Raw genomic sequence first — 21,704 nt, 5'->3', positions numbered from 1 at the left:
AGTTCTTGAATGCGAATTCTTATCGTCGAAGATGATCCGCTCATAGGCGATGGCCTAAAGAACGGCCTGCGGCTGCTGGGATATGCCGTGGATTGGTTCGTCAACGGCAAAGAGGGCGACCAGGCGCTGCGCGCGGTGCGCTACGATGCGGTGGTGCTGGATCTCGGCCTGCCATCTGAAGATGGGGTAACGTTGCTGACACGTTGGCGCCATGCCGGAATCGACCTTCCTGTGGTCATACTGACCGCTCGCGATGCCATCGAAAGCCGGATAGCCGGGCTCGACGCCGGCGCGGACGACTACCTGATCAAACCCATCACGCTGGATGAGCTGGCGGCGCGCCTGCGCGCCGTCACGCGCCGGCTGGCCGGCAAGCCCGAACCCATATGGCGCCATGGAGACCTGGAATACCAACCGGCCTCGCACGAAGCGCGCTGGAAGGGACTGGCGGTGGATCTGACGGTACGCGAGGCGCAGCTGCTGGAGCTATTCCTGACGCATCCCAGCCGGGTGCTGACGCGCGACTTCATCCGCGACAAGCTCTACGACTGGGACTCCGGCCTGGAAAGCAACGCCCTCGAAGTGCATGTGCATCACCTGCGCAAAAAAATCCATCCCAAGCTGATCCGCACGCTGAGAGGCGCCGGCTACGCGCTGGGTCAGGTGGAGGCCGAGGCATGACGCTGCAGCGCAGGCTGATCATTGCCGTGCTGCTGGCCGCTCCCCTGGCATGGCTGTTGACCATTGCAGGCACCTACTGGCGCGCCGCACACGAAATCAACGAGCTCTACGATACCGACATGCTGCGTCTGGCTGAACAGACGCTTGCGGTTGCGGCGCTGATCCCCCCCGACGCCAGCCTTCCCGACCCGCTTGAGGCACGCCATCCGCCGAATTCCGGCGAAGCCAGCGGCGGCGACCTGTCCGTGGCGATCTGGCGCGGCGCAGGCGCGCCGCTTGTGCTGGACGCCGAAGCACTCCAGTTCCCGCGCGATCAGTCCCTGGAAGGTTTTGTCGAAAGCACGGTCAACGGCGCGCCATGGCGGCTCTACTACCTCGCCAGCGATGACAAGGCCACGCGTGTCGCAGTGGGCCAGCGCACGGGCGAACGCGAAGATCTCGTGGTTGCCTACATCGCAAGCCAGATTGCTCCCTGGCTGATCGGACTGCCCGTGCTTATCGCGATGCTGATTCTGTCGGTGCGCCGCGCGCTGCGGCCCGTGCGCACGCTGTCGCTAGCCTTGGAAAATCGCCGCCCCGATGACGGCACGCCCTTGTCCGAGGCTGCAGCGCCGGCGGAACTCAGAATCCTGGTGCGCGCCATGAATGACTTGCTGGCACGAGTCGCCACCCTGATCGAACAGGAACGCCGCCTGACCGCGGACGCCGCACATGAGCTGCGCACGCCGCTTGCCGCGCTGCGCGCGCAGTGGGACGTGGTGCAGCGCGCGCAAGACGCGACGCTGCGTGCCGAGGCCCAGCGCAGCGTGAGTACCGGGCTGGACCGCCTGGACCGGCTGGTGGCGCAGTTGCTGACGCTGGCACGGCTCGACAGCAACGGGCCTTCGGGCTTTGACGATGCAGTCGACTGGGGGCTGGTAGCTGAGCAGGCCGTCGGCGACTGCCTGTGGATAGCAAACCGGCGCGACATCGAGATCGATATCGAATGGCCGGATGGCAAAGAAAACGCGCTTCCGACGGCAGGCAGCAACAATGCGTTGGCCATCATGCTGAAGAATCTGCTGGATAACGCCGTGCGCTATGGCCCGCGGCATACACGCGTGCGTCTGACACTTGGCGCCCGCGGCATCCACATCGATGATGCTGGCGCGGGCATCGCGCCCGAAGTCCTGCCACGGCTGGGCGACCGGTTCGTGCGCGCCGCGGGCAATGAAGAATCCGGCAGCGGCCTGGGCGTATCGATCGCGCGGCGCATCGCACACAATCACGGGCTGATGGTGCGCTATGACATGCGCGGCGCGGCTGCCGACTTTCCCGCCGGCCTGCGTGTTTCGATCCTGCGCCGTGAGAGCACCCTATCGACGTGAGGCGCAGGAGCCCCGCCTCAAGCGCGATGCCGCCATTTCACGTGCACGACGGCCGCGAACAGGGCACAACAGCCCAACAATAGATCCAGCCTCTGCCCCAATCCCGCAAGAACCAACGAGGCCCCCAGCAAGTTGTAGTAGATCAGGCTCAGGATCGCGCCAGCCGTCCCCGCGGCGCAGGAATAGGCGCGCAGGGCGTGGGCCAGGATGTTTGGTATCGCGATCGCGTAGGCGGCTGCAATCACGGCCATGCCGATGAGAAACGCGGGGCTCCGGATAAGCGCGACAACCAGCACCGCGCCTACCAACATCAGGACGATACCCAGCAGGACGAGACGCTCGGACGCGCATCCTCGCCGCAACAGCGCCGTGTTAAGGAACGCGCCGCATAACGAAGCCGCCGCCAGCACCAGGCCGCTTGCCCCGAAACCGATCCAGACGTCCTCCCACCGGGAATACAGGAATGGACCCAGTTGGTAGTAGCCGAAAATCGCCAGGTTGAAAATGGCGATCAGCGCCGCGCTGCGCCAGATCGCCCGATCTTGCAGCATGGCGCGCAACGTCGGCCAGAAGGGCACCGCCGCGTGCGGCCGAGGCCGAGTTTCCGGCCACCGCAACGCGCTGGCCCCAAGCAGTGCGACGGCAATCAGGACAAGCGCGAAAAAGACACCGACGACCCCGCCGGCCTCCGCGATCTTCTGTCCGGCATACATGCCGACCGCAGGACTCACGGCCAGCGCCATCCCCAGAATCGAAAAGACCTGGGCCAACGCCGCGCCCCGGTAGCTATCCCGCAACGCCGTCTGCGTTACGATTGAGCCCACGGCGGCACCGAAGGCGCAGATCAGCCTGGCTGCGAGCAGCTGCGTGAAATCGCCCGCCGCCATGGCCCAGCCCGCGCCCAGCGCATATAGCGCCAGCCCTGCCAGCAGCGCCGGCCGGCGGCCCCTGGAATCACATAGACGGCCCCAAACCACCACGCCGAAGGCAAAGGCCACAAACCAGAGCGACAGCGTCTGCGCAGCTTCCTCTGGTGTGGCTCGATAGGCAGTTGCGATCAACGGCAAGGCGGGGCTGTACATCGTCTCGACGATCTGCGGAAAACTCAGCAGCAGGATAACGAGCACAAGAGGCGGACGGCGGAACATGGCGGTATCGGTAAACGGAGAGCCCGTTTTTTAGCCGGGCGCTGCCGTCGCCGTTGTAGCCAGGAAGACAAAAAACATCGGAACTCGGACAAATGGCCAGGCTTGCACCCACCGACGCATTCAACCCCGACGCCATGGCCCAGCCGGTGACGGGCATCGCGTCGCGCCTGATACGGCACGATTCCGGCCCGCATAGCCACGGCCGGGGCCAGCTGCTGTTTGCCCATGCGGGCTCCATACGCCTCGCAATGCCGGGGTTGATCGCGGTGTTGCCTCCCATCCGCGTGGCGTGGATACCGCCAGGAACCGAGCACCGCGTCCTGATCCGCGGCGAAGTCGAGTACCGCTCGATCTATCTGGACCTGGCGCGTGTCGCGGCGCCGGCGGCCGCCGCCGCCATACTCTCGATGACGCCGCTATTGCGCGAGGTCTTCGAGCGCATCAGCCTGGAACCCTTCGACACCGACTGGTCCCAGGGCGCGCCGCGCAACCTGCTGGCCGTCTGCATGGACGAATTGCGCGCGGCAAGACGGGAACCCATGCTGCTGCCCGTACCCACGGACCGCCGCCTGGCCGGTCTGGACCTGGAGGAACTGCCGCCCGAACTGGAAGCCCTGTCGCAACGCGTCGGCGCGAGCGCGCGCACCATTACACGCATCTTCCAGCGCGAGACCGGCATGAGCTATCAGGCCTGGCGGCAGCTCTGGCGCCTGCTGCGCGCGGTGGATCTGCTGGTTGCGGACCAGAGCGTGACCGCGGTGGCGTTCGATCTGGGCTTTTCCAGCGACAGCGCCTTCATCGCGTACTTCCGCCAGATGACGGGGGAAACGCCGGGGCGGTATGTACTCAACGAGCGATGAATTGCAGTAGCCGCTACGCACGCGGCAAAGCTACGCGGCGAGCCTGTCCGCCGCCGCCTGCAAGCCGCCGAGTATGCCGTCTGCCACCGCCTGCGGAAATCCGGGCGGCAATCTGGCGCGGACCATGCGCACCGCCTCGGGCGTGCGCGCGATCAGATCGTCCACGACGAACTGGACTCCCTGGCCGTCCGGCGTCACGACGCCATGTCGCGCGCCCACCGTCAGCCAGTGGCGCCGCTGGATGTCGCGCATGCGCCAATGCGGGTTCTTCGAACGCACCGCCATCGCCATCTTCGCGCGGACGGGCGACAATTTGCCTGGCCCTTCGCCCAGGATCGGATAAGCGGACAGCACGTCGTATAGCGGCGTAAGTTCATATGCCCCGCCGGGCCGCAAGAACAGGCTGAAGTTCTTCGCGTGGCCGTCCGTTGCGCACAGCATCCAGAACAGGACCTGGGCCTGGAAAAACGTCCGCCGGTCTTGCTCTGCGTGGCGCGAGGTTTCGAGCAGACTCATGATGCGGTCGATGCCGGGTCCGCCGTCCGCCTCGTACTTCAGGTGCGGCGGGGTGCCGGTGGCCTGGCACATGTCTTCCTGCGGCAGGCGGATGAGACTACGCTTTCCGTTTTCGGCGTCCTGCCAGCGGCGGTCGAAACGTTCGACGGCGAGCACCTTCACGTCTTCGAAGCTGAGTACTTCCGTGCGCGCCACGGGCATGCCGTAGGCAGCCAGGATCTCCGAGCACAGCCATTCGTTTTCCACCGATTCGCTCAGGTCGAACTTCATATTGCCGACCAGCCCCAACGGCAACTTGAGGATGTGAGTCGTCGGCGTGGCGCCTTGGGGCAAGCACCATTGCCCGTCCATCCGCAGCAAGGCGGTCTTCTCTTGCGCACCTGCGATGGAAATGCGGAAATCATCCTCAGCGATGGCCAGGCCGCCGAGAGGCGCCGGCGCCAGAACGCTGCGCAACAGCTGCGCAACCTGGGCATCGTTCAAGGGCGAGGCTTGCACCGACGTCACGTCGGCAGGCGCTGTTCCCGCAGGCAGGATCTGCAAGGCGCCCGCGCAATCGCGGCCGATCTCGGCAAGCAAGGCGAACGCGTCGGTCGAGCCTGCCCGGAACCGGCGCGCAACCCGTTCGCGGATTTCCTTGCTGTCGGGCAGCAGGTTTTCGAAGTATGCGCGGACGACGTCGCCCCGATGCGGGCCATTGCCCGGCGTGAAGGGCAGGGACAGCGACAAGGGCCTGCCCGGCGCGGAGGCGACCCAGTCCTTGTCGTACTGCAGGACCTCGCCGGCGTGGGGTCGATTGCTCCATTCTCCGACATAGGTGCCATTCATCCATAGGCCCAGGACCTGCGTGTGTGAACGTCGCCCCATGGCTTTACCAGCTGGGTTCGGATGTTGTTTCGGGTCCCGGCTGCGCCCCTTGCTGGCGCAAGACCATTTCGACCCCCAGGATGCTCAACAGCTGCAGCAGCCGGTCTGCGCTGACCTTGTCGGCATTGCGCTCCAGGGCGGACAAGGTCTGTTGTGTGACCCCAAGGCGCAAGGCCGTGGCCGCCTGGGTCAAGCCGGCCTCTTTGCGGAACCCCTGGAGCAGGGCCGGCAATTGTGTCGCGGTGCGTACGGTGAAATCCATAATACAAATCCCAAGCTGTATTTCAGATATACAAAGTCTAGGCTGTAAACCTGAAATACACAATGTGATTTGTGGTTCTTTTACAGCCTATGATTTGTATTTCTTAAAAACAAATCGTAGGCTGTATTTCACCGATAACGCCAGGCTTCAACTCGCATGGTCCGGCTCCGCTTCTGCGAACCGTGCGACTACCGGCCTGCTGATCCCCCGCAACCCGTCCCGATCCTGGACACCGGCAACGGCGTATCGCCGCCCGTATTCCCCGCGTACTTGCGGATCTTCTCCGCCAGCTCCGTCGTAGGCTTTTCGTAGCCGTAGCAATAGGGCGGCGTCGGCGCAGCCTCGGGCCTGTAGTCCTGCAACACCGGCTTCGCATCGCCCAGGTACAGATTGTCCTTCAGGCGCAGGAAGGCCTTGTAGTCCCGCGTATAGCCGTGTTCGTCCTTCCGCGTTTCATAGGCTCCGCGGTCCGATTCGCCGTTTTCCAGCGCGCTGCGCTTGGCGGCGATGGGAATGTAGTGGCAGTAGTTCACGTTGATGCCTTCCACCGTCGGGAAGAACTCGGGCTCCACGCATTTGCGTTGCGTGGAGTTCTTGAAGATGTTGCCTTCGACCAGCGCCTTGGCCTCCAGGCTGAAACTCATGCCGTAGAAATCCCAGTCTTCCAACAGATTGTTGAAGAGATGGAAGGTGCCGAATTGCCCGCGCGGATTGCGCTGCACGGTGTTGAGGAAGTAGTTATGGTGCAGCGTCACGCGCGCGATCGAATCGCGGTCGTAGTTTGCGTAAAGGTTCTTCGAGGTGATGTTGTTGAGCAACATGACCTTGTTGGAATTGTGGAACTTGGTCCATGAGATCGTCACATCGGTCGAACCGTTCTTCACGTTCAGCAGCCGGTCCGACATCCGCGACAGATCCATGTGGTCCACCCATACGTCGCGGCTGTTGTTGGCCACGTTCACGGCTTGCGTCAGCCGCGACAAGCGTCCGTCTATGGTCAGGTGCGTGAGGATGACGTTCTTGCTGCCATATACACCCAATCCGTCGTCGATCAGGGTCACGCGCTTGCCGCGCCCGTCGATGGTCGTGTTGGACGGCACGCGCAGCTGCTTATCCAGGACGATGGTCATGTCGGAGGCGAAGCGTATCCACGTGGGTCCCTTCTTTGCCTGCGCGAGCGCGGCGCGCAGCGTTCCGGGACCCGAGTCCTGATCGGACGTAACGTCGATGAACTTTCCGCCCAGGCCGCCCGTGGCCTGGGCGCCGTAGCCCTCGCGCTGCTGCAGCAGCGCGGCGACGGACGGACAATGCTCGTCCGGACTTTTGCATGCGTCGGCGGCGGCCGCAGCCCCGCCGTACGACATGGCCAGGACAAGCAGCCAGCGCGCGGTCTTGATTGCAGCCTTCATCGGCATTCGCTCCTATTGCTGCGCGGACTTGTCCGCGGCCGTGACGTGGCGCCAGATGCCGCCGCTCAGGCGCAGGTTTTCCGGAGGACCGGCAAGATGCTCCCTGAGCCGTTCGAAATAGGCCTGCTGCCAACGCAGGGAATACGCCTCGGCGTCCTCGCCAGGCTTGGGCGCGGGCAACATCTCCAGCGTATAGGCGACGCGACCGTTCTCCCAGCGCGGTGCGTAGAACACCGAGGGCACGCCCATGCGATGCGCGAGGTGGGCCGCGAAGCCGGAGTACGTCACGTCCTGTCCTTCGAAGGTGGTCCGTGGCGCCGCCGGATTGGCCGCCCCGTCTATCGCCAGGCATAGCACATAGCCCGAAGTCAACGCGCGCATGCAGGCCTTGGCGACCTGCGCCTCGGTTTGGTCGGCAGTGGAGATCAGGGCTGCGGAGTAGCTGCTCTGCGCGATGCTGGGCGCGGTCGCCAGCCAACGCGACGGAATGCCCACCAGTTCCAGCGCCATCAACCCGGCGTACATGGGACCGACGTGCGCGGTGGCCACCACCACGCCCTTGCCCCCCGCCAGCAGCGGCGCAAAGAAGCGTTCGCCGGTATCCAGCTCTCCCAACACCTGCATGGCTTCTTCGACGCTCTCCTCGCGGCATTCGAGCCAGTCGAACAGCAGGTGGTCCACCAGGTGGCCCCAGCGCGCACGGCGCTCCCATTGCGCGCGGTCGATACTGGTGTCGCCGCGCATCGACCAGGCCCAGTCCAGGCGCGCCTGCGGGATCGGGGCGGTGTGCAGCCGTTCCTCCAGCTGCGCCATGGCCTCGTCGAAGGTCGCCGGCAGCCGCTGGCCGCGTTGCGCCACGTACTGTCCAAAGAGCGCCTCGGCCTCCTGCTTGCGCCCCGCCTGCGACAGCGCGCTGATGGCCGCGCGCTGCCAAAGCTGCTTTTCGGGCGACTTCTCCAGCAGATGCATCATCTGGTCGGCCGCCGCGTCGTACTGCAGCGTGTAGCGCAGCGCGCGTGCGTAGAAAGCCCGCGTCTGTTCCAGGTCTGGCGCCAGGTCGATGGCCTGCTTCAACGGCGTCAGGGCTTCCTTGTAGCGTCCGGCGCGCAGCAGGGTCTCGCCATGCAACGTCAGCAGCCTGACATCCGCGGGCGCCGCGCTCAGGCCGGCCTCGAAGTGCGCCAGCGCATGCACCTTGCGGTCATCTTCGTTGCCGCGCCGCAGATGCGCCAGGCCCAGGGACGAGCGCAGGACCGCGCAGTCGTGGCCCGCGTCCAGGGCTGCGCCGCCAAAGCGGATCGCCGCCTCCACCCTGCCGTCATCCAGCAAGGCGCGCACCGCCATCGTCGCCACGCGCTCGTTGGGCAGTTCTCGCGGGTCCAAGGCGGCAGCCATGCCGGCCGCCTCGGCAGTATCGCCGTTGCGCACGAAAGCCATCAGCCAAGGGTAGGCTTCGCCGGGTTCGTTTTCCGCCAGGTTCCGGGTCGCGCGTGCGACCTCGGCTGCCTCGGCCACACGGCCGGCCTGCACCCGCAACTGGATGCGCGCCGCATGCAGCGCCGCCGCGCCGGGTTCGATGCCGGCGGCGGCATCCGCCTCGGCGATGGCGCGGTCCCATTGCTCGGTGCGTCCGAACAGGCTGGCGAGCAGGCGGCGCTCGTCGGCGCGCGCGGGATAGACCGCGACCATGATCTCCAGCGCGGCGATCGCGGCGCCTAGCTTGCCTTCCCGCACCAGGGGCGAAACCAGCAAGCGGCGGGCGTCGCGCCAACCGTCCGCGGCCTCGCGCAGCGCCGGCTCCAGCATGGGCATGTCGTTCAGCGGCTCGGCCGCGGAATGAATCTGCTTGATCACGTCACGCAAGCGTGCCGTGGCATCAGTGCCGGCGGGACGATCCGCAATTGCCGTATCAACCATGACGCAATCCCCTCAACAACGCCAACGCCACCCGAGCGATGAACATCAGCACAAAGCCCAGCGCCAGCGCCTGCAGCAGCAGGATTCCGGTACGCGGACTGCTCGGGCGGTCCGTGGGTACTGGCTGCGCGATGATGGACAGGTAGCGTTGCAGCCGCAGCGTGTCCGTCATGGCCTGCTGGTAGGTCTGCTGCGCCAGGGTCAGGTTCGAATCCGCGAACGCCTGGGCGTTGCGCAGCGCTTCATAGGACTTGAGCTGCTTCGCTTCCGTGTTGCCCGCGCCGCTCAGGCGCTGGCGCACGGCCGCGATCCGCTTCTTCAGGGAAGCCACCTGCATCTCGGCGGGCCGCAGCATGAAATGGTCCTTGTTGCCCAATGCGCGGATCTTGTCGAGATTGATCTGCGCGGTGTTGAGCTCCCCTTCGAGCTGGCTGGACAGGTTCAGCAGCATCGTCACCGTGGCGGTGGGATCGATATTGCCGTGCGTGGTCCGCCACGCGGTCAGCGTTTCCCGGGCGGCCAGCGCCTTCTGCTCCGCGAGCTTGACCGCCTCCTCGCTCACTTTCAGCTTGTCGGCGACGCCTTTCTCGTTCATCGAGCTGACGAAGCTCTCGGCCAGCTCGATCAATGCCCTGGACAGCAGCGCGGCATCCTCCGAGGAAAACGCGCTCACGCGCAGCACGTCGATCTGTTCCAGCGCGTTGAAGGAGACCTTTACCGAGGCCTGGTAGGCGCGATAGAGATCGTCCTCGCTTGAGTCCTCTGCAAGATGATTCACAGGGTCCATGCCCGCGCGGATCAGGTACTGGCGCAGGCCGACCTTCTTGTCGAGCTGCTGCATGGCATCGCGCGACTTGAGGAAATCGGCGACCGCCCAGCCATCCACGAAGCCGCCGAGCATGCCGCCCGCGTTGCCCGTGGTCAGCAGGCTGGCCGCAGCCCCCCCGCCGCCTTGCTGCCCGGAGGCCGACTGCACGAAAAAGCGCGATTCCGCCTCGTAGCGGGGCGTGGCGAAGAGCAGCAGATACGCCAGGGCGCACGCGACCGGCGCCAGCACGATGAGCGTGTTGATCCAGCGGTGACGGCGCCGCTCTCGCAGCGCCGATTGCCGCTCGCGGCGGCGGCGTTCGATTTCGGACCTGCCCTCAGAGGCCGATTCCGCCCTCATCGAAGCCGCCTCCGAGGACGTCGTCGCCTGTGCCGGATTCGCTCCTTGATCGTCGCGGGGGGAACCTGCGGATGCACTGGTCGAGGTCGTCTTCGATGCTGAGTGCGCTTCGTTCATAAATCAAACCCTTGAAGCAATAGTCCGCCAACTGATTCTGGCGGTAACTGGAAAGAATGAGTGTCCGGCCGACCAGGCGCTCTTCGAACAGAGCCAGCCACAGGCGGGTGAAACGGCAAGGCTCGAAAGGGATGGCCCCTTCGATCACGTAGACATCGAACGCCGGCGCCAGCGCCAGCGCGAAGGAAAACTCCTGCCGCGCGTAGAGCGGCCAATGCTCCATGGGCTTGGCCAGGGTCCTGGGATCGCTGACCAGGTCCGCGACCAGTTCATGCGTGGCATCCGCGTCGATCTCGTACATTTCGCTGACGAAGTCGATCATGCTCAGGCCGTTGGCCTTGCCGCGGATGAATCCCTGGCGCCCTATCGCCCAGGACACGTTGCCATCGTGCTTGACGAAGCCCTGGCGCGGCGGCCGCAGGCCGCACAGCACATCGACGATCTGGCGATGCAATTCCGGCGCGGGCGACAGCAGCGCATAGCGCCCGACCGGAATATCGAGATCGACATTGGAAAGCAGCGCTTGCCTGCTTCCGAATGCATAGGGCTCGTCAGTGACGCCATTGAAATGGATCATCCACTTCCCTCACATCGGCTGGACGTTGGGACGGGCCAGCCGCTCGGCCGCCAACGCAAGCACCATCAAGAAAACCAACGAGGTCAGGAAGTATCCCAAGCTCGCATCGTGCGAGGCGTAAGCCTCGAAATACGCGGAGCGCAGCAGCTGCATGCCGTGCGCCAAAGGCAGCCACAGCATCCAGGGCCGCAGGTTCTCTGGCAACTGTTCCGAAACAAAGAACACGGCCGCGAAGATCTGCAGAAACCGTTCGATGATCGGCGCGAGCCTGAGAAAGAAATGCCAGTAGGTCGCGATCGATCCGAACAACACGCCCAGCGCAGCCCCGAAGCATCCCATCAATACGACGAAAAGCAGAAAACCGGACCAGCTTTTCGGCAGCGTCACGAGTTCCAGCGCATGGCCCGCGCTGATCAGTACCAGGAACACCACCAGATATACCGACACATAGATGAACGCCTGCACCAGCGCGCACATCAAGGGAGTAACGCCCTGGAAGTTCAGCAAACCGCGGGCAGATACGTAGGCCGTGCTGCTCCGGAAGGCGATCTGCCGGAACATGATCCAGGTCGTCGCGCCCAGCAGCGAGAACGTCTGCACGTCCATGCCCATGATGTAGTGCGTGCCCATCAGGATGTACAGCGACGAAATCAGCGTCAACAGCACGACCGGACCCACCAGCGTCCATACCAGGGCGATCCGGCTCTCGCCATGCATCACGCGCAGCTGGTAGATGAACATCGCCAGCAGCGTGCGGCCGACCGGCCGGACCTTCACGGAATGGCTCGGATCATGTCCTTCATGCAGGTCCTGCAAGCGGGCCCGCAGTATCGCGAGATCGCCGGCCTCGTCCTGCGGCACTTCGACTTCCAGCGCAATGTCGTTGCGCGAGGCGTGGCGGCGCGCTTCGCGCGCCTCGTCCTGCTTGCGGCGATCCACGCGGCGCGCATGCGCCGCGGCCAGCCGCTCGTCTTCCGCCACCAGCTTGGCTGGCATGTAGCCGGGCGCGAACACTTCGACGCCGTCGCGGATATCCATTTCCAGCAGGCGCACGATGACGCGCAGGCGCCGGCGCGAAAAATCCGCCAGCGTCTCATCGACGTTGCTGCGCGCGATCTCCGCGTCCAGCTCCGCCTGCACCGCCTCGTACACCGCCCGCCGGGCAGCCACGGAGTCGTGCGGCTCGCCCTGCAGGCGCGCGACCAGGGGCTTGAGCAGGACGGCCGGCGTGGCCTTTGCTTCAAACAATGCCGCCGGATCCAGGCGCCAGGCCGCGACGCCGGATCCTACTGCGTAGCTACTGTCCTTACGGCGCGAACGCCAGCCCTTGATCCTGTCCTCGTTACTCATCGACACGCTATTGGCTTATGCCGGACGAGCCGCCCGAGTCGCTGTCAATGGCGCGCGTGGCGCTGAAGCCGGCGCTCATCGTGACGCGGAACGCGGACAACACCTTCTGCACCTGCGTGAACGGCGCATCCGAGATATAGATGGCCTGGCCTTCCTGCACGGTGAATTCGCGCGCCAACGCCACTTGCTCCGGACGCGTCAGATCGAACTGATAGACCACCGGCAGCAGATCCGGCTTGCCCTCGGCGCCGGCCTTCGCAGGCGTGAACAGGAACACGGAACGCGGGTCCGCCAGCTTGTCGTCCAGGCCGCGGGAATCCGCCAGCGCATCCAGCACGCTGTAGTTGCGCTTGCTGATGGCCACGCGCCCCTGGGTGCCGGCCGCGCCCAGCACGGTCAGGTACTCCTTCGAGTCATAGGCGGTGATGACATCGCCCGCGCGCAGCAGGATGTCGTTGTTCTGGTTGCGGTAGATATCCGACAGCCGCACCGACGCCACCTGGTTGTCGCGGCGCAGGCTGATGACGAGCTGTTCGGGGTTCGTCTGCACCGGCGCGGCCTGGGCCAGCGCGCTGCTCAGGCGCTGCGAGGTCTGGGTGATGGGATACATGCCGGGCTTGGTCAGGTTGCCCTGCACCGTCACCATCTGGCCGCGCGCGTCCGCGGCGCGCGTCACGCTCACGTCGGCGCCGACAACCAGCCTGGCCAGACGAGCGACGACGGCATCATGCAGCTGCGCCAGGGTCATGTTGGCGGCGTGGAACTTGCCGAGGATGGGAAACGTCACGTTCCCTGCCGGGTCGATCTCCTGGTTGCCCAGGTCGCTCACGCCGGAGGGGTCCGCCGCGAACACGCCCAGCCCGCCGCGCTCCCAAACCTTCACATTGATGCCGTCGCCGGGAACCAGGCGGTCGAATCCGGCCTGCGTGAGATCGCGGTAGCGCACGGGAAAATCGGCCACATCGGGCACCCGGCTGGCCTGCACCAGTTCGCGCGAGACGGGCATCACGATGACGTCCTTGTCATCGTGCGCGCCCGTCATTTCGCTCAGCATCGGGCCGGAACGGGGCAGCTGGCACCCCGCGAGAGTCAACGTGGCAAGAACCACCATGGTCAGGGCTGCCTTGCGTCGCAGCCCTGAACCCGGGACGTACATATGCATAAGATCCTTTCGTTTCCGCAGCTTGATCGGTTGGACGCCAATCAGGCTTGCATCAGGCGCATGGGTTCGATATCCATGCGTTCGTCGTTCTCGGACACCACGGGCATGCACAGGCCCATGAACTTGGTCAGCATGGCGTCAAGCGAGAACAGCTTCTGCGCGCGGTGACGGCTGTGCTGCCTGAGCTGCTCGTTGCTGCGCACCTGGTCGACCATGGATGCGACTTTCTCGCAGGCCTCGTGCAGATCCGGGTGATCCACGCAACTGAGCAGATGGCCGGTTTCGTTCTCCACAAAGCACTCGCCAGCGCCGCCAGCCGGAGTCGAGATCACCGGCACTCCCACCAACTGGGCTTCGATCAGCACGTTGGGCAAGCCTTCGTAGCGCGACAGCAGGACGCTGGCATCCATTTGCGAATACCAATAGCCCACGTGGTTGGAAAGACCGACCAGCAAGAGCCTGTCCGTCACGCTCAGCTCTTCGGCCAGGGCCTCGATGTTCTCGCGCAGCCGTCCGTCTCCAACGATGACGAAGCGCGCCTGCGGCCTGTCCTTCAGGTACATCGCCGCCAGCTTGATCCACAGCTGCGGCCGCTTGTCCGGTTCCAGGCGGAACACGCCGCCTATCGTCTCGGTGGCGTCGTTCGTGCTTTCCTGAAAGGCCTTCCACTTTTCCTCATCCACGGCCGAAGCGTCCGTCGACAGATCGGGCACGCCGTTGTAAAGGATGTGAAAGCGCGTGATCGGGATGCCCAGCCATTCCGAGTAGGCTTCCGCGGCCTTGCAGCTGTTGCTGACGAAAACCACCCCCGGCACCTGGGCCAGGGCCTGGTACAGCTCGGGATATTCTTCGCGGAAGCGGTCCTTGCGGATGTTCGGCGGCAGTCCGCGGAAGACCAGGTGTATGGTCGGGGCGCCAGCCAAAAGCGCCGCCAGCGCGCCGAACAGGCAGGTTCCGTCCTGCCACAGGCTCACCACGTCGAACGGGTTCTCGCGCAGCACAGGCGTAAGCCGGGTCACGCCGTAGTGCACCGGAGGCGGCAACTGCTCCAGCAGACGGCTCAGGCTGCCCTCGGGCATGGATTGATGGGACACCGACACGGCCGGCAGCTTGTTGATCTCCGTGACCGGAATCTGCGCCTTCACCAGCACCGGCAGGAAGAAATCCAGCCCCTGCTTCTTGGTGGAACCCGCCGGCTCGGTGTGCTGCTTGACCATAACTTCGACTTTCTTCGGCATCATGATCACGTCTGCCGGCCGGCGCTCGGGCGACTCCGCCAGGCGGGTCAGTTCGCCCGCAAGCCGCGTCAGCTGGCGCTCGGCGCCGCCGGGGCCAAGACTGCCCGTGACCAGCGCCACCGACACCGGCTTCTCCGCCGACTGCTCGACGATCTTGCGGTCGCGGAAGTGCAGGATCGCATGCTTCATGGACACGATCCTGACATCCTTGCCCACCAGCCCCTCTTCCGACTCGAAGCGTTGGTAGAAGGCGTAGTCGCTGGCCAGGTCGTTGGCCAGCTCCGCCGCCTTGCTGCCGGGCGTCAGGTGCTTCATGACGGGCGCGATCGCGTCGAACGCGTCGGCCAGCAGTCCGCGCTTGCGCAGGCGCTTGGCGAACTCGACGCGCATGTTGCGGTCGGTGTTCTCGGAAATCAGCCGGCGAAAGAGTTCGTCGGACTGCTCGTGCGCACGGATGTCGCTAAGCAGCTTGGCCCGCGCGAACAAGCGGTTTGGATTCTGCGTCGAAGGCGGAAGGTGATGGTCGACCAGGGCCAGGGCCTCATCGATCTTGCGTTCCTTCACCAAGCGCGTCGCGCAGTAGCGGACGATCAGGAAATCGTCCGGGCATTCTTGCAACAGCGTGGCCCACTGCTCGGCCATGCCTTCGTTCAGGCCCGCCGCCTCCTTCAGCCTGAGCAGCAGGAAGCGGACCTTGGAGTCTGCCATGTGGTCGCGCGCCAGTTCCTGGGCGCGGGACAGGTTTTCCTGGGCGACTTGAACCCGCACCGACGCCGTGACGATCTCTTCCAACCGGGCTTGCACCGCTTGCAGATCGGATGCAGCCTCCGCTCGCTCGGTAGTCAATGGGGGATTCATGCTGCCTTCCTCCGGTTGATCTTCTCGATCCACACGAGGCAGCGTTCGATGTAGTGATCGAACTGCGCCGGATTCTCGGAACGTTCCTGCAACTTGCGCCAGTACGGCAGGGCCTGTTCGAAGCGATGCAGTCGCATGGCGCCCACGGCGGCCAGGCGCAGGCCGATGGGGTCTTCCGGAACCAGCTTCAGGATGCGCTCGCCCAACGCCAGGCGTTCGGTCGTGCTGGCCGAATCCAGCGCACGCGCTTCGGCGTACAGCACGGCGATGATGCGCCGCTTTTCATGGTCGACTTCCGACATGCCGGGCCACGACTGCGCAACACGCTCCAGCAGGTTCCAGGCTGCCTGGTGATCGCCGGAGGAAAGGATCTCGCGCGCGCCTCGGATGGCGCGGGGTCCCAGCCTGCCTAGCTGGCGCTGCGCTTCGTCCTTGGCGCCCTGGTCCGCGCCAGCATGGTCGAGCACGGTCTTGTAGGCGTCGATGGCCTCGCCATACCAGCCGCCGTGGAAGGCTACCCGCGCAAAATGCAGCTGGGTGCTGAACGAGGCGGAATCGCCGGCGGCAGCTTGCTCGAGGTGCCGCATGGCGGTCTTCTTGTCGCCTAGCGCGTCGGCCGCGCGGCCGCGCATGGCATGCAGTTCCGGGAAATCGATCTGGCTGTCCAGCGCGATGTCGGTAAGGTCGATGACTTCCTTGTGATTGCCCGCCACCAGCGCGGCCCGCACGCCCAGGCGCATCGCACGCTCGAAGGCGCGCTGGGCGCGCACGCCGGCCAGCGCATCCGGAGTCAGCAGGCGGTGCGCGCAGATGCGCTCCGCGGCATCGCGCAGGCGTCCTTCCTCCAGCGCGCGGTTGCCTTCCTCGGCCCAGGCCTGCGACTGCGAATTCAGCCAGGCGACGATATCCTCATGCTCGCTGCTTGCCAGCTTGCACGAGACCGCCAGCGTGGCCGCGGCCATGATGCTGCCGCGCCACGAGGCTTCCTTGACCAGCTCCAACGCGTCGACATCATTGAGCACGGGCGACTCGGACGCCAGGTTGCGCAGTCCCGCGCGATCGCCGGCCAGCAGCCGGTCGCGCCACAGCATGGCGAAACCGCGGCCATACGCGGGCATGGCCGCACGGACCTCGTGGACCCAGCGTATGGCGGATTCCATGTCGCCGCTGGCCTGCAGCAGCGCGAGCACGGTGTCGGCGGCTTCCACCGCGACCGCGTCTTCCGGAGAAGAGATGCGGAACAACTGCTTCCAGTTGCCCAGGGTCTCGTCCACATATCCCAATTGGCCCGCGGAAATCGCCGCGATGCGCACGATTTCGGGGGTTTCGATCTCATCGCCCAGCAAGCCTGCGGCCAGCGAGTACGCCACGTCATGGCGTCCCAGCTTGAACTGGTTGCGCATCAGGATCTGCTCAGCCTTGCTGCCGGACGCCACCGCGCCGTCGGCGCTGCCCAGGAGCGCCAGCGAACCTTCGTAGTCGCCCAGCTCTTCCTGGATGCGCGCAAACAACAGCGTGTGGTCGGGCAAGCCGGGATGGCGGCGCAGCACCTCGCGCACGCGGCGCGAGGCTTCGCGCAGTTCGCCCGAATCCCAGAGCTTCTCGATGCGGTCGGCGCTTTCATCGGCGGAGAGCTTGGGCGCGGAGGGCTGCGTCGTCGACGCATCCAGGCGCGGACGCATGAAGGTCTTGAACCACTCTGCGCACAGGCGTTCGGCGAAAGCCGGCGTGTAGTGGGTCAGGTCCAGTCCGCCATTTTCCATGGCCTCGGCCTGGCCGATCTTGTTCATCAGCGGCGTCGGGTCGTAGCAAGGCACGCCGATGCGCTGCGCGCTGGCGAGCACCGCGGCGATCAGTTGCTGGCGTTGCTCGATGGGCGCGTTGTCCGGCGTCATGGCATTGACGTGCGTGACGAACACCACTTTGTCGCGGCCCAGCAGGTCGACCAGCTGGTTCATTTCCTGCTCGATCTCCTCATCCGTCTGGTCACGCTTGACGATGCGGGCGAGCAGGTTGCGGTCGTCCGGCGTAAGCGCCTTGAAGACCGGGTCCTGGTCCAGCAGCGCGCGGCGCTCGGCCAGGCGGTCGGCGTGGGCCATGGACCAGAACATCCGGGTGCGCGTGCGGTCGGCGAAGAACTCGCTGAAGTAGCGCACCAGGTAGTTGGACTGTATCGGGTAGCCGTCTATGGTCAGCAGCTTGCGCGAAGACAGTTCGACCACATAGAGGTCAGCCGGCTTGTGGGCGCCTTTGCGCGCCTGCTCGCCATTCGAAGGCCGGAAGATCACGCGCTGGACGTCGGCAGGGATGTCGCCCTGGCCGAACATGAATCGCGCCTGCTGCAGCGCCTCGGCGCTGGTGTGCACGAAACCGTAGTTGCGCCCGAGTTGCAGCTTGATCGGGTAGCGGCCCACGGCATCGCGCAGCGGCGTATGGATGCGGCAGGTTCCAATCGGAGCGGTGGTAAAAGCAGCCATTCGGAGGCTCTCCTCTAGTGATCGATAGTGAGCCTGAACTTAAAGAGTCCAGTACAGGAGGTCGGACTGAAGCCGTTTGCTGTCGAGCACGGACTTCAGGTCGCACACCATGCCGTCGCTCTTGACCAGCGTCGGCAGGTCGTCCCAAAAGGTGTTCATGGTTTCACGGTGCGGCACCGCCAGGATCAGCACATCCATGTCGCGGAACTGGTCGCGCTCGACGAGCTTGATGCCGTACTCGTGCTCCATCTGTTCCCGATCGGCCATCGGGTCGCACGCGACCGGGGTGATGCCGTAGGCGCCCAGGGCGTTGTAAAGATCGACCACCTTGGAGTTGCGGATGTCGGGCACGTTTTCCTTGAACGTCATGCCCAGGATGCCGACGCGGGTCGTGGCATTGAGGCGGCCGTTGCGGGCCAGGGTCTGGACCACTCGCGAAGCGACGTGGCTGGCCATGCCGTCATTGATGCGACGGCCCGACAGGATGACCTCGGGGTGATAGCCCAGCTCCTGCGCCTTGGACGTCAGGTAGTACGGATCGACGCCGATGCAGTGACCGCCCACGAGACCAGGCGAAAACTTCAGGAAGTTCCACTTGGTGCCGGCGGCTGCCAGCACTTCCGAGGTGCGGATGCCGACCAGATCGCAGATCTTCGACATTTCGTTCATCAGCGCGATGTTGATGTCGCGCTGCGTGTTCTCCAGCACCTTCGCCGCCTCGGCGACCTTGATGGAGGAGGCGCGGTGCACGCCGGCATCGATGATCTTCTCGTACACGCCGGCAATGACTTCCAGCGACTCCTCGTCCTGGCCGGACACGATCTTGACGATCTTCTCCAGCGGATGCTCGCGGTCGCCCGGATTGATCCGCTCGGGGCTGTAGCCCAGCTTGAAATCGACGCCGCAACGCAGGCCGGACACCTTCTCCAGCTCCGGTCCGCAGATTTCCTCGGTGGCGCCGGGATGGACGGTGGATTCAAAAACCACGATGCAGCCGGGGCGCAGCACGGGGCCGATCGAGCGGCAGGCGCGCACCAGCAGCGAAAAATCGGGGTTGTTCTTTTCGTCGACGGGGGTCGGTACGGCCACGACGAAGAAATCGCAGCCTTCCAGTTCCGAGATCTGGTCGGTGAACTGCATCGGGGAGGCAAGCAACACGTCGCGTTCGATCTCGCCGGTCCAGTCATCACCCTCTTTCAGCCGTGCGATTCTCCGCTTGTCCACGTCAAAGCCGATGACATCAAAGCGCTTGGAAAATGCGACGGCTACGGGCAGGCCGACATATCCAAGGCCACACACTGCGATTCTCTTTACCACGGGGGACCTCACTGTTTTCGTCGTGTCGAAGACACTAGAAATTGACACCCGGGGGCACGAAATCGATGCAGAATCGAATATGTTTGCCCCGGTTCGGGCGGGCGTATTGCTTAAGAATATTTACAGCTCGATACTTGATTAGGCGTACCAAGCGGCGAGCCAACGAATCGTATAGGTGGCAAACAGCAAAATTCTTTCTAAATATTTTTATTGCTGTGCAAGTAAGTCGGATTCGTCGCAATAAACCCCGGGAAATCCCTCAAACAATTACATTCATTACATAAACCGCAACATGGCCGGCCAACGAGATTGTTAGCAAATATATAAAAGGGTTTTTGTTGGTCCGGTTTAACCAAAATGAAAAAACATAATGGCGGCGCGGGGTTATTTATTAATAGCTCGGCGCAATGTCATATTCAAAAACAGCCTGGCTACAGTCATTATTCAGAAATAACAAAGCCTGACTCCCGCTCCCCGGACAAGTAAGTATTCGCACACGCGCCGCCCCAAAAAGCAAAAAGCCCACCGGGCGGGTGGGCTTTTTGCTCGATATGGCAGCGACGATCCGGGTTTACTCCACCGTCACGCTCTTGGCCAGATTACGCGGCTTGTCCACGTCCGTGCCTCGCGCGCACGCCGTGTGGTACGACAGCAGCTGCAGCGGGATGGTGTGCAGGATGGGCGAAAGCTTGCCGTAGTGCTCGGGCATGCGGATCACGTGCATGCCTTCGGCGCTCTGGATCTTGCTGTCGGCATCGGCGAAGACATACAGCTCGCCGCCGCGCGCGCGCACTTCCTGCATGTTGGACTTCAGCTTTTCCAGCAGTTCGTCCTTGGGCGCGATGGTGACCACGGGCATGTGCTCGGTCACCAGGGCCAGCGGGCCGTGCTTGAGTTCGCCGGCCGGGTAGGCTTCGGCGTGGATGTAGCTGATTTCCTTGAGCTTGAGCGCGCCTTCCAGGGCGATCGGGTAGTGCATGCCGCGGCCCAGGAACAGGGCGTTTTCCTTGGAGGCGAAGCGGTCGGCCCAGGCCATGATCTGGGGCTCCAGGGCCAGCACCGAGCCGATGGCCACGGGCAGGTGGCGCAGCGCCTTCAGGTGTTCGGCTTCCTGCTCTTCGGTCAGGTGGCCGCGCACCTGGGCCAATGCCAGGGTCAGCAGGAACAGCGCGGTGAGCTGGGTGGTGAAGGCCTTGGTGGAAGCCACGCCGATCTCGACGCCGGCCCGCGTGATGTACGACAGCTTGCACTCGCGCACCATGGCGCTGGTGGACACGTTGCAGATGGTCAGCGTGTTTTCCATGCCCAGCGAGCGCGCATGCTTGAGCGCGGCCAGGGTGTCGGCGGTTTCGCCGGACTGCGAGATCGTGACCACCAACGAGCGCGGGTTGGGCACGCTGTCGCGATAGCGGTATTCGCTGGCGATTTCCACGGCCACGGGGATCTTGGCGATGGACTCGATCCAGTACTTGGCGGTCAGGCCCGCGTAGTAGCTGGTACCGCAGGCCAGGATCAGCAGGGAATCGACGTCCTTGAAGATCTTGTAGGCCTGGTCGCCGAAGAGTTCGGGCGTGATGGCTTCGATGTCCTGCAGCGTGTCGCCGACAGCGCGCGGCTGCTCGAAGATTTCCTTCTGCATGTAGTGGCGGTAAGGGCCGAGTTCGGCCGCGCCGGTATGCACGTGCACGGTGTGGACTTCGCGGTCCACGTTCTTGCCGTTGGCGTCCACGATCCAGACGCGCGAGAGCTGCAGGTCGACGACGTCGCCGTCTTCCAGGTAGATGATCTGGTCGGTGGTGCCGGCCAGGGCCAGCGCGTCGGAAGCCAGGAAGTTCTCGTTCTGGCCCACGCCCACGACCAGCGGCGAGCCTTGGCGCGCGCCGACCACGCGGTGCGGCTCGTCGCGGCAGAACACGGCGATGGCGTAGGCGCCATGCAGGCGGCGCACGGCGTTCTGCACGGCTTCGAACAGGTCGCCGGCATACAGGTGGTTGACCAGGTGCGCGATCACTTCGGTATCGGTCTGGCTTTCGAAGACATAGCCCACGGCCTGCAGCTCGGCGCGCAGTTCGTCGTGGTTCTCGATGATGCCGTTGTGGACCAGCGCGATGCGCGGCTCGTCGTTGCCCAGGCGCGAGAAGTGCGGGTGGGCATTGTGCGTGGCCGGCACGCCGTGGGTAGCCCAGCGGGTGTGGGCGATGCCGGTGAAGCCGCTGACCTTGTCCTGCGCAACCTGTTCGGCCAATTCGGCCACGCGTTGCGTGCTGCGCGTGCGGCGCAGATGGCCGTCGGCGTAGACGGCGACGCCGCAGGAGTCGTAGCCGCGGTACTCAAGGCGCTTGAGGCCTTCAACGAGGATCGGGGTGATGTCGCGCTGGGCGACGGCGCCAACAATGCCGCACATAGGAGAGTG

General features: G+C 64.6%; 16 protein-coding genes. 3 read left to right on the top strand and 13 right to left on the bottom strand.

The window, feature by feature from the left end; translation table 11 throughout:
* Positions 1-9: 9 nt before the first annotated feature.
* Both AC1RHV_RS14060 and AC1RHV_RS14055 read left to right on the top strand, forming a co-directional pair.
* Entirely contained in the window at positions 10-681 is a 672-nt protein-coding gene (locus tag AC1RHV_RS14060; protein ID WP_125470614.1) for a response regulator, read from the top strand.
* Complete coding sequence (locus AC1RHV_RS14055; RefSeq protein WP_306651879.1) at positions 678-2,048, top strand: ATP-binding protein; 1,371 nt, start codon at positions 678-680, stop codon at positions 2,046-2,048. The genes AC1RHV_RS14060 and AC1RHV_RS14055 overlap by 4 nt, the downstream gene beginning before the upstream one ends.
* A gap of 17 nt (positions 2,049-2,065) precedes the next feature.
* Here AC1RHV_RS14055 and AC1RHV_RS14050 read toward each other — a convergent pair whose 3' ends face one another.
* Positions 2,066-3,196: an MFS transporter gene (locus AC1RHV_RS14050; protein WP_492301111.1), complete on the bottom strand. Its 1,131-nt coding sequence runs from the start codon at positions 3,194-3,196 to the stop codon at positions 2,066-2,068.
* Between the two features lie 92 nt (positions 3,197-3,288).
* Between AC1RHV_RS14050 and AC1RHV_RS14045 the strand changes: the two genes are divergently transcribed.
* Positions 3,289-4,056, top strand: a complete 768-nt coding sequence (locus tag AC1RHV_RS14045) for an AraC family transcriptional regulator (protein WP_492301109.1) — start codon at positions 3,289-3,291, stop codon at positions 4,054-4,056.
* 30 nt (positions 4,057-4,086) lie between these two features.
* Here the strand turns inward: AC1RHV_RS14045 and AC1RHV_RS14040 are convergent, their stop codons facing one another.
* The 12 genes from AC1RHV_RS14040 to glmS all read right to left on the bottom strand — a co-directional run bounded on the left by AC1RHV_RS14040 (position 4,087) and on the right by glmS (position 21,695).
* On the bottom strand, positions 4,087-5,439 hold the full coding sequence (locus AC1RHV_RS14040) for a type II toxin-antitoxin system HipA family toxin (protein WP_175180368.1): 1,353 nt from the start codon (positions 5,437-5,439) through the stop codon (positions 4,087-4,089).
* A 4-nt stretch (positions 5,440-5,443) separates the two neighbouring features.
* Positions 5,444-5,704, bottom strand: a complete 261-nt coding sequence (locus tag AC1RHV_RS14035; protein ID WP_054455917.1) for a helix-turn-helix domain-containing protein — start codon at positions 5,702-5,704, stop codon at positions 5,444-5,446.
* A gap of 185 nt (positions 5,705-5,889) precedes the next feature.
* Positions 5,890-7,110 carry a pectate lyase family protein gene (locus AC1RHV_RS14030; RefSeq protein ID WP_054455409.1) on the bottom strand — a complete coding sequence of 407 codons (1,221 nt, stop codon included), beginning with the start codon at positions 7,108-7,110 and terminating at the stop codon, positions 5,890-5,892.
* A 12-nt stretch (positions 7,111-7,122) separates the two neighbouring features.
* On the bottom strand, positions 7,123-9,027 hold the full coding sequence (locus tag AC1RHV_RS14025; protein ID WP_175180367.1) for a Vi polysaccharide transport protein VexE: 1,905 nt from the start codon (positions 9,025-9,027) through the stop codon (positions 7,123-7,125).
* Positions 9,020-10,195, bottom strand: a complete 1,176-nt coding sequence (locus tag AC1RHV_RS14020; protein WP_119449878.1) for a KpsE/RkpR family capsule polysaccharide export protein — start codon at positions 10,193-10,195, stop codon at positions 9,020-9,022. The genes AC1RHV_RS14025 and AC1RHV_RS14020 overlap by 8 nt, the downstream gene beginning before the upstream one ends.
* Complete coding sequence (locus AC1RHV_RS14015; protein ID WP_054455412.1) at positions 10,173-10,889, bottom strand: P-loop NTPase family protein; 717 nt, start codon at positions 10,887-10,889, stop codon at positions 10,173-10,175. Before AC1RHV_RS14015 ends, AC1RHV_RS14020 begins: the two co-directional genes overlap by 23 nt.
* Positions 10,890-10,898: 9 nt before the next feature.
* Positions 10,899-12,239 (bottom strand): ABC transporter permease, encoded by a 1,341-nt coding sequence (locus tag AC1RHV_RS14010; RefSeq protein WP_492301105.1) that lies wholly within the window; start codon positions 12,237-12,239, stop codon positions 10,899-10,901.
* Positions 12,240-12,246: 7 nt separating this feature from the next.
* A complete protein-coding gene (locus AC1RHV_RS14005) occupies positions 12,247-13,401 on the bottom strand; it encodes a polysaccharide biosynthesis/export family protein (protein ID WP_054455416.1) in 1,155 nt (384 codons plus the stop codon).
* 41 nt (positions 13,402-13,442) lie between these two features.
* Positions 13,443-15,497 carry a glycosyltransferase gene (locus tag AC1RHV_RS14000; RefSeq protein WP_119449876.1) on the bottom strand — a complete coding sequence of 685 codons (2,055 nt, stop codon included), beginning with the start codon at positions 15,495-15,497 and terminating at the stop codon, positions 13,443-13,445.
* Positions 15,494-17,974, bottom strand: a complete 2,481-nt coding sequence (locus AC1RHV_RS13995) for a hypothetical protein (protein ID WP_054455420.1) — start codon at positions 17,972-17,974, stop codon at positions 15,494-15,496. Before AC1RHV_RS13995 ends, AC1RHV_RS14000 begins: the two co-directional genes overlap by 4 nt.
* Before the next feature lie 39 nt (positions 17,975-18,013).
* Positions 18,014-19,273 (bottom strand): nucleotide sugar dehydrogenase, encoded by a 1,260-nt coding sequence (locus AC1RHV_RS13990; protein WP_119449874.1) that lies wholly within the window; start codon positions 19,271-19,273, stop codon positions 18,014-18,016.
* A 589-nt stretch (positions 19,274-19,862) separates the two neighbouring features.
* Positions 19,863-21,695 carry a glutamine--fructose-6-phosphate transaminase (isomerizing) gene (gene glmS, locus AC1RHV_RS13985; protein WP_054455423.1) on the bottom strand — a complete coding sequence of 611 codons (1,833 nt, stop codon included), beginning with the start codon at positions 21,693-21,695 and terminating at the stop codon, positions 19,863-19,865.
* Positions 21,696-21,704 lie beyond the last annotated feature (9 nt).

Source organism: Achromobacter sp. GW823-FHT04E03 (genome assembly GCF_058796095.1).
This window is presented reverse-complemented; position numbering and strand designations above follow the sequence as displayed.